This window comes from Pseudaminobacter salicylatoxidans (assembly GCF_003148475.1).
In the GTDB taxonomy this organism is placed as follows: domain Bacteria; phylum Pseudomonadota; class Alphaproteobacteria; order Rhizobiales; family Rhizobiaceae; genus Pseudaminobacter; species Pseudaminobacter salicylatoxidans.
In genome coordinates, this window is record NZ_QGGG01000002.1 from 466,409 (window position 1) to 473,048 (window position 6,640).

A 6,640-nucleotide genomic window follows, 5' to 3' on the forward strand; every position below is an offset into this window, starting at 1 on the left:
TCCCTTATGCGGCCACAGCGTCCGCGAATTCCACAACAAGCCCGTCGCGCGCAATCGTCAAGGCACCCGCCCAGCTTTCGCGCACCGCTTCGACCCAATCCGCCTCGCCGATTGCAGGGTCGTCCGCCGGAATGAGATGATGCAGCACCAGATGACGCACCCCTGCTTGCCTGGCGATACGCCCGGCCTGCTGCGCAAAGCTATGGCTGGCAAGCAGATGCTCCTTCAGCCGCGCGCCGTTGCCCGTGCGCGCCACAAGACGATCGACACCGGCCTCCAGCATGGCTTCATGAACCAGAATGTCCGCGCTGCGTGCAAAATCCGCCAATGGCGGAAAATACGCAGTATCCGACGAGAACACGACGCTGCGCCCACCATGCTCGAAGCGCAGCGCGAAGCAATTGGTGACAGGCGGATGGTCGACCCGCAGGGCCGACACGCGCAGGCCCTCTTCTTCACAGAGGAGACCTTCGGAAAATTCCCTGACCTTCACCAGTTCGCGAATATCCGGCCGCCCTTCGTCCACGATACGGATATCGATGTCGAACTTCATCGACCGGAGAAAGCCGTCCCAATAATCCTGCGTTCCGGCCGGCCCGAACACCTGCACAGGCGTGGCAAGGCCTGCCGTCCAGGCCGTGTGTATCAGCCCCCCGAGTTCCAGCACATGATCGGAATGGAGGTGCGTGATGAAGACGAGATCGAGCGCCTTCAGGTTCACGCCGGCATCCGTCAGGCCGCGCGTGACGCCCAGCCCGCCATCCACCACGATGACGCGGCCGCCAAGCTCCAGCAGCGAAGATGTCGGCCACGGCCCACCCGGCCGGATCGCCGGCCCGCCCTTGCTGCCAAGGGTGACAAGCCGGCCGCTCAAGACCAGTCGCCTTCCGGTGTGCCGTTGAAACGCTTCTTCAGGTCACGCCAGCAATCGATATAGTCCCGCTGCAGATTTGGGCTTTCGGCGGCGTAGCGGGTCAGCATCTGGGGAAACCGCGTCTCGAACATGAAGGCGAGCGTGTGGTCGAGCTTCACCGGCGTCAGTTCCGCATGCGATGCCTTCTCGTAGCCGGAGCTGTCAGGCCCGTGCGCCAGCATCATATTGTGCAGGCTGATGCCGCCGGGCACAAATCCCTCCGCCTTCGCGTCATACTGGCCGTGAACCAGGCCCATGAACTCGCTCATGATGTTCCGGTGATACCATGGCGGACGGAACGTGTCTTCCGCCACCAGCCAGCGCGGCGGAAAAATAACGAAATCGATATTCGCCGTCCCTTCCTCGCCGCTCGGAGATGTCAGGACCGAATAGATCGACGGATCGGGATGATCGAACAGGATCGCACCGACGGGGGAAAATGAAGCAAGATCATATTTATAGGGAGCATAGTTGCCATGCCAGGCGACCACGTCCAGCGGCGAGTGGTCGATGTGGGTGACATAGAACCTGCCGCACCATTTCACGACCAGCCTGCAAGGTTTCTCCTTCTCTTCGAACCAGGCGACGGGCGTCTTGAAATCTCGCTGATTGGCGAGGCAGTTCGCACCGATGGGTCCTCTGTTCGGTAGTGTGAATTTGGCGCCGTAGTTCTCGCAGACATAGCCGCGCACCGGCCCGTCGATCGGTACGACCTTGAAGATCACCCCGCGCGGCAGCACGCAAATCTCGCCCGGCTTTATCTCGATGACGCCCATTTCGGTGATGAAACGCAAGCCCCCCACTTGCGGCACCACAAGCAACTCGCCGTCCGCGTTGAAAAAATGATCGTCCACCATGTCGGTGTTGGCGACATAGACATGGGCGGCCATCCCGCTCTGACCGAGGGCGTCGCCCGCGGTCGTCATGGTGCGGATGCCGGACAGGAAATCGGTCGGCTCCTGCGGCACCGAGGCCGGATTCCAGCGATACTGGCCGATTGCCATTTCATGATCATTGAGGTTCGGCGCGGTCTTCCACAGCGGAAAATCGGCAGGCCTGAAGCGGCCAGTGTGCTTCACGCTCGGCCGGATGCGATAGAGCCAGGATCGCTCGTTAGCGCCACGCGGCGCCGTGAAGGGCGAACCGGAAAGCTGCTCGGCATAGAGACCGTAGGCGGGGCGCTGAGGCGAGTTTCGTCCTTGCGGCAAGGCGCCGGGCAAGCTTTCGGTTTCAAAGTCATTGCCGAAGCCCGGCATATAGGAATAGGCCATGGCATTCCTCCATGGTTTGGTCTTGCAGCAGAATTTAATGCTGCAAGAACAGCCAGCAATGCTTTGGCCTACCAGTCCATTACCACCTTGCCGGAATTGCCGCTGCGCATCGCATCGAAGCCCTGCTGGAAATCATCGATGCCGATGCGGTGCGTGATCAGCCCCGAGACGTCGAGCGGCCCCTGTACGAGCGCGATCATCTTGTACCAGGTTTCGAACATCTCGCGGCCGTAAATACCCTTCAGATGCAGCATCTTGAAGATGACCTTGTTCCAGTCGATCTCGAAGCCGGTCGGCGCGATGCCGAGGATGGCGATCTTGCCGCCATTGTTCATCGTGTCGATCATGTCGCGGAACGCGACCGCCGAACCTGACATTTCGAGACCCACGTCGAACCCTTCGGTCATGCCCTCCTGGCGCATGACGTCGCGAAGCTGTTCCTTCCGTGCATCGATCACGTGATGCACGCCCAGCTTGCGGGCAAGGTCGAGCCGTATGGGATTGATGTCGGTGATGACGACTTTGCGCGCGCCCACGCATTGCGCCACCAGCGCGCCCATGATGCCGATAGGGCCGGCACCAGTCACCAGCACGTCCTCGCCCACCAGATCGAAGGAAAGCGCCGTGTGCACGGCGTTGCCGAGCGGATCGAAGATCGCCGCGATTTCATCGGGAATATCGTCGGGGATCGGCACCACATTGTGCTGCGGCAGCACGACATATTCCGCGAAAGAGCCCGGCCGGTTGACGCCGACGCCCAGCGTGTTGCGACACAGATGCCCGCGCCCGGCGCGGCAGTTGCGGCAATGACCGCAGACGATGTGCCCTTCGCCGGACACGCGCTGGCCTAGATGATAGTCTTTCACGCCAGCGCCGAAGTCGGCCACCTCGCCGACGAACTCATGACCTGTAACCATCGGCACCGGCACGGTTTTCTGCGCCCACTGGTCCCAATTGTAGATATGCACGTCCGTGCCGCAGATCGCCGACTTGCGCACCTTGATGAGCACGTCGTTCGGGCCGATCTCCGGCACCGGCACCTCTTCCATCCAGATACCGGGCTCGGCCTTTGCCTTCACCAGCGCACGCATCATGTTGGTCATTTGAGGCCTCAATCAATTTCCGTATAGTCATTGATTGAAGGAGTAAGAGGGGTCGAACCTCTTCTTCGCCGGCAGTTCGGCCATAATCAGTCGGCCGCCTTAGAAACCGTGCGCGTGCATCCCTACACTAACCCCCCATTCTCTTATGCTCATTTCAAACAGATACGCACTGGTTCAGAAAACGCGGTTTCCAGCCACAACCGAGAAACCTCGAAACGACCCGGAAAACCGGACCTTCAGGAGCAATTATGAGCATTTCCTGACATTTTCGATGTCACCATAAAGTATATATTCTGTCAATTCCCCGAGAAACCTCATTTATATTATTCTCAACTCCTTCCCAACCACGCCAAACGCAGCAACCGCTCGATCTATGTCCTCGGTCGAATGCGCGGCCGACATTTGCGTGCGGATGCGTGCCTGCCCCTTCGGCACCACAGGGAACGAGAAGCCGATGACGTAGATGCCGTGGCCGAGCAGCTTTTGCGCCATTTCCTGCGCGAGCGCCGCATCGCCCAGCATCACCGGAATTATCGGATGATCGGCGCCGGCGAGCGTGAAGCCAAGCTTCGACATGCCGGCGCGGAATTGCGCGGAATTGGCATAGAGCTTTTCACGCAGCGCCTCACCACTTTCGATCAGTTCCAGCACTTTCAGCGAAGCGCCCGCAATCGCCGGCGCCAGCGTGTTGGAGAACAGATAGGGCCGCGAGCGCTGACGCAACCAATCCACCACCTGCCGCTTGCCCGAGGTGTACCCGCCCGAAGCACCGCCCAGCGCCTTGCCGAGCGTGCCGGTGAGAATGTCCACCCTACCCTCGACGCCGCTATATTCGGGCGTACCGCGCCCATGCTTGCCGACGAAACCCACCGCGTGGCTGTCGTCCACCATCACCATCGCGTCGTATTTCTCGGCGAGATCGCAGATGCCCGGCAGGTTGGCGATGATGCCGTCCATCGAAAATACGCCGTCGGTGGCAATCAGCCTGAAGCGGCAATCGCGCGCCTCCTTCAGCCGTGCTTCGAGATCGGCCATGTCGTTGTTGGCATAGCGGAAACGCTTCGCCTTGGAGAGCCGCACGCCGTCAATGATCGAGGCGTGGTTCAGCGCATCCGAGATGACGGCGTCTTCCTCGGAAAGCAGCGTCTCGAACAGGCCCGCATTGGCGTCGAAGCAGGACGAGTAGAGGATCGTGTCCTCCATGCCGAGGAAGGTGGAAAGCTTCGCCTCCAGTTCCTTGTGCTCCTCCTGTGTGCCGCAGATGAAACGCACCGAGGCCATGCCGTAGCCATAGCGATCGAGCGCTACCTTGGCGGCATCGCGTAGCGCCATGCTGTCGGCCAGCCCGAGATAATTGTTGGCGCAGAAATTCAGGAGCTTTTGCCCGCCGACCTTGATCTGCGCCGACTGCGGTGAGCTGATGACGCGCTCGGATTTGTAGAGCCCGGCCGATTTGAGTCCGGCAATCTCCGTTTCAAGGTGGGAAAGGAATGCTGCGCTCATGGCTGATTGCCCCGCTTCACATCACCCGACTGTGCCGGGAAGGACGTTGAAAAGCTACCGGAAATTCACTCCGAAACCGCTCCAACTTTCTGGGATATCCGGCTGCAATGGCTGGATCGCCGGGCAGCCCATGACTAGGATCGCCCCGACTTTTGCAAATGGGAGTATCCAATGGCTGGAGAACAGTTTCCAGTATTCGACCTTGGGAAATTCGAACAGGCAGACGCGGCAGAACGCGAAAGGCTGGGTGCCGAGGTAGACGCGATCTGCCGCTCCACCGGCTTCCTTGCGATCGCCAACCACGGCGTGCCGCAGGCCGTGATCGATGGCGTATGGAACAAGGCGCACGACTTCTTCGACCTGGCCCCCGAGGAAAAGCAGAGGGCACGCGCGCCCTACAAGGGCTACCCCTATGGCTATCTCGGGCCCGAACTGGAAGCCCTGGCGAAGTCGCGCGACGTGGATAGCCCACCCGACCTCAAGGAAAGTTTCAACGGCGGCCCGCTCTTCACACCGGCCTGGCTGACGGACAAGGACGCGCTGGCCTTCTGCTATGCGCCGACCATCTGGCCGCAGGGGCCGGAAGGTTTTGTCTATGCCTGGAAGGCTTATTATGCGGCGATGGAAGATCTGGCCGCGCGCATCATGCGGCTGTTCGCGGTGGCGCTGAAGCTGCCGGAAGACTATTTCGAGCGCTTCATCGACGCGCCGATCAGTGCGCTGCGCGCCCTCAACTATCCCGAGCAGACCGTGCCGCCCAAGCCCGGCCAGCTGCGCGCCGGCGCGCATACCGACTATGGCAGCCTGACCATCCTGCTACCGCAGGAAGGCTCGAAGGGGCTGGAACTCATCACGCCGGACGGCAACTGGACGCCGGTACCGCCGGTGCCGGGCGCCTTCGTCATCAATATTGGCGACCTGATGGCGCTGTGGACGAACGACCGCTGGGTCTCGACTATGCACCGCGTGGTGAACCCCTCGCCCGAAGACGGCGGCATGGACCGTCGCCAGTCGCTGGCCTTCTTCCACCAGCCAAACTGGGACGCCGAGATCGTCTGCCTCGAACAGTGCCTTGCACCGGGCGAAGAGCCGAAATACCAGCCGGTGCGCTCGGGTCCCTATCTTATGGGCAAGTTCCAGTCGACGACCAGGTAACGCCTCAAAATGGGTCGGGCCGCACGAGGCGGCCCGAATTCCTGTCCGTTACGAGGCTTTGTGCCTTAGAAGAACGCCTGGATACCGGTCTGGGCGCGGCCGAGGATGAGGGCGTGCACGTCGTGCGTGCCCTCATAGGTGTTGACCGTCTCCAGGTTCTGCGCGTGGCGCATGACGTGGTAGCCGATCTGGATGCCGTTGCCGCCATGCATGTCGCGCGCCTGCCGGGCAATGTCGAGCGCCTTGCCGCAATTGTTGCGCTTGACGATGGAGATCATCTCCGGCGCCATCTTGTGCTCGTCCATCAGCCGGCCAACGCGCAACGAGCCCTGCAAGCCCAGCGCAATCTCGGTCTGCATGTCGGCGAGCTTCTTCTGGTAGAGCTGCGTGGCGGCCAGCGGCTTGCCGAACTGCTTGCGGTCGAGGCCGTATTGCCGGGCCCGGTGCCAGCAATCCTCGGCCGCCCCCAGCACACCCCAGGAAATGCCGTAGCGGGCGCGGTTCAAGCAGCCGAACGGCCCCTTCAGCCCCGATACATTCGGCAGCAGCGCGTCCTCGCCGAGCTCGACATTGTCCATGACGATCTCGCCGGTGATCGAAGCCCGGAGCGACAGCTTGCCCTCGATCTTCGGCGCCGACAGCCCCGGCATGCCCTTGTCGAGCACGAAGCCGCGGATGACGTCCTTGCCGTCCTC

The 6,640-nt window shown here is 61.4% G+C and carries 6 protein-coding genes; 1 reads left to right on the forward strand and 5 read right to left on the reverse strand.

Annotation, left to right across the window (positions count from 1 at the left end):
* Positions 1–4 precede the first annotated feature (4 nt).
* The 4 genes from C7441_RS04840 to C7441_RS04855 form a co-directional block, all read right to left on the reverse strand.
* Positions 5–874: an MBL fold metallo-hydrolase gene (locus tag C7441_RS04840; protein WP_109611895.1), complete on the reverse strand. Its 870-nt coding sequence runs from the start codon at positions 872–874 to the stop codon at positions 5–7.
* Positions 871–2,184, reverse strand: a complete 1,314-nt coding sequence (gene hmgA, locus C7441_RS04845) for a homogentisate 1,2-dioxygenase (RefSeq protein WP_109611896.1) — start codon at positions 2,182–2,184, stop codon at positions 871–873. The genes C7441_RS04840 and hmgA overlap by 4 nt, the downstream gene beginning before the upstream one ends.
* Before the next feature lie 68 nt (positions 2,185–2,252).
* Complete coding sequence (tdh, locus tag C7441_RS04850) at positions 2,253–3,287, reverse strand: L-threonine 3-dehydrogenase (RefSeq protein ID WP_019173643.1); 1,035 nt, start codon at positions 3,285–3,287, stop codon at positions 2,253–2,255.
* A 318-nt stretch (positions 3,288–3,605) separates the two neighbouring features.
* The gene (locus C7441_RS04855; RefSeq protein WP_109611897.1) at positions 3,606–4,790 is read right to left on the reverse strand and encodes a glycine C-acetyltransferase; all 1,185 of its coding nucleotides are present in this window, start codon (positions 4,788–4,790) and stop codon (positions 3,606–3,608) included.
* Positions 4,791–4,961: 171 nt separating this feature from the next.
* Here C7441_RS04855 and C7441_RS04860 point away from each other — a divergent pair, with 171 nt between their 5' ends.
* Positions 4,962–5,945 (forward strand): isopenicillin N synthase family dioxygenase, encoded by a 984-nt coding sequence (locus C7441_RS04860; protein WP_109611898.1) that lies wholly within the window; start codon positions 4,962–4,964, stop codon positions 5,943–5,945.
* A gap of 65 nt (positions 5,946–6,010) precedes the next feature.
* Here the strand turns inward: C7441_RS04860 and C7441_RS04865 are convergent.
* The coding region (locus tag C7441_RS04865) for an acyl-CoA dehydrogenase family protein (RefSeq protein ID WP_280523556.1) at positions 6,011–6,640 on the reverse strand (630 nt) is incomplete at its 5' end.

What these genes read in the sequence shown, in the direction of transcription:
- hmgA (WP_109611896.1), bottom strand. Translation starts at nt 2,184, where the DNA reads ATGGCCTATTCCTATATGCCGGGCTTCGGCAATGACTTTGAAACCGAA.
- tdh (WP_019173643.1), bottom strand. Translation starts at nt 3,287, where the DNA reads ATGACCAACATGATGCGTGCGCTGGTGAAGGCAAAGGCCGAGCCCGGT.
- C7441_RS04855 (WP_109611897.1), bottom strand. Translation starts at nt 4,790, where the DNA reads ATGAGCGCAGCATTCCTTTCCCACCTTGAAACGGAGATTGCCGGACTC.
- C7441_RS04860 (WP_109611898.1), top strand. Translation starts at nt 4,962, where the DNA reads ATGGCTGGAGAACAGTTTCCAGTATTCGACCTTGGGAAATTCGAACAG.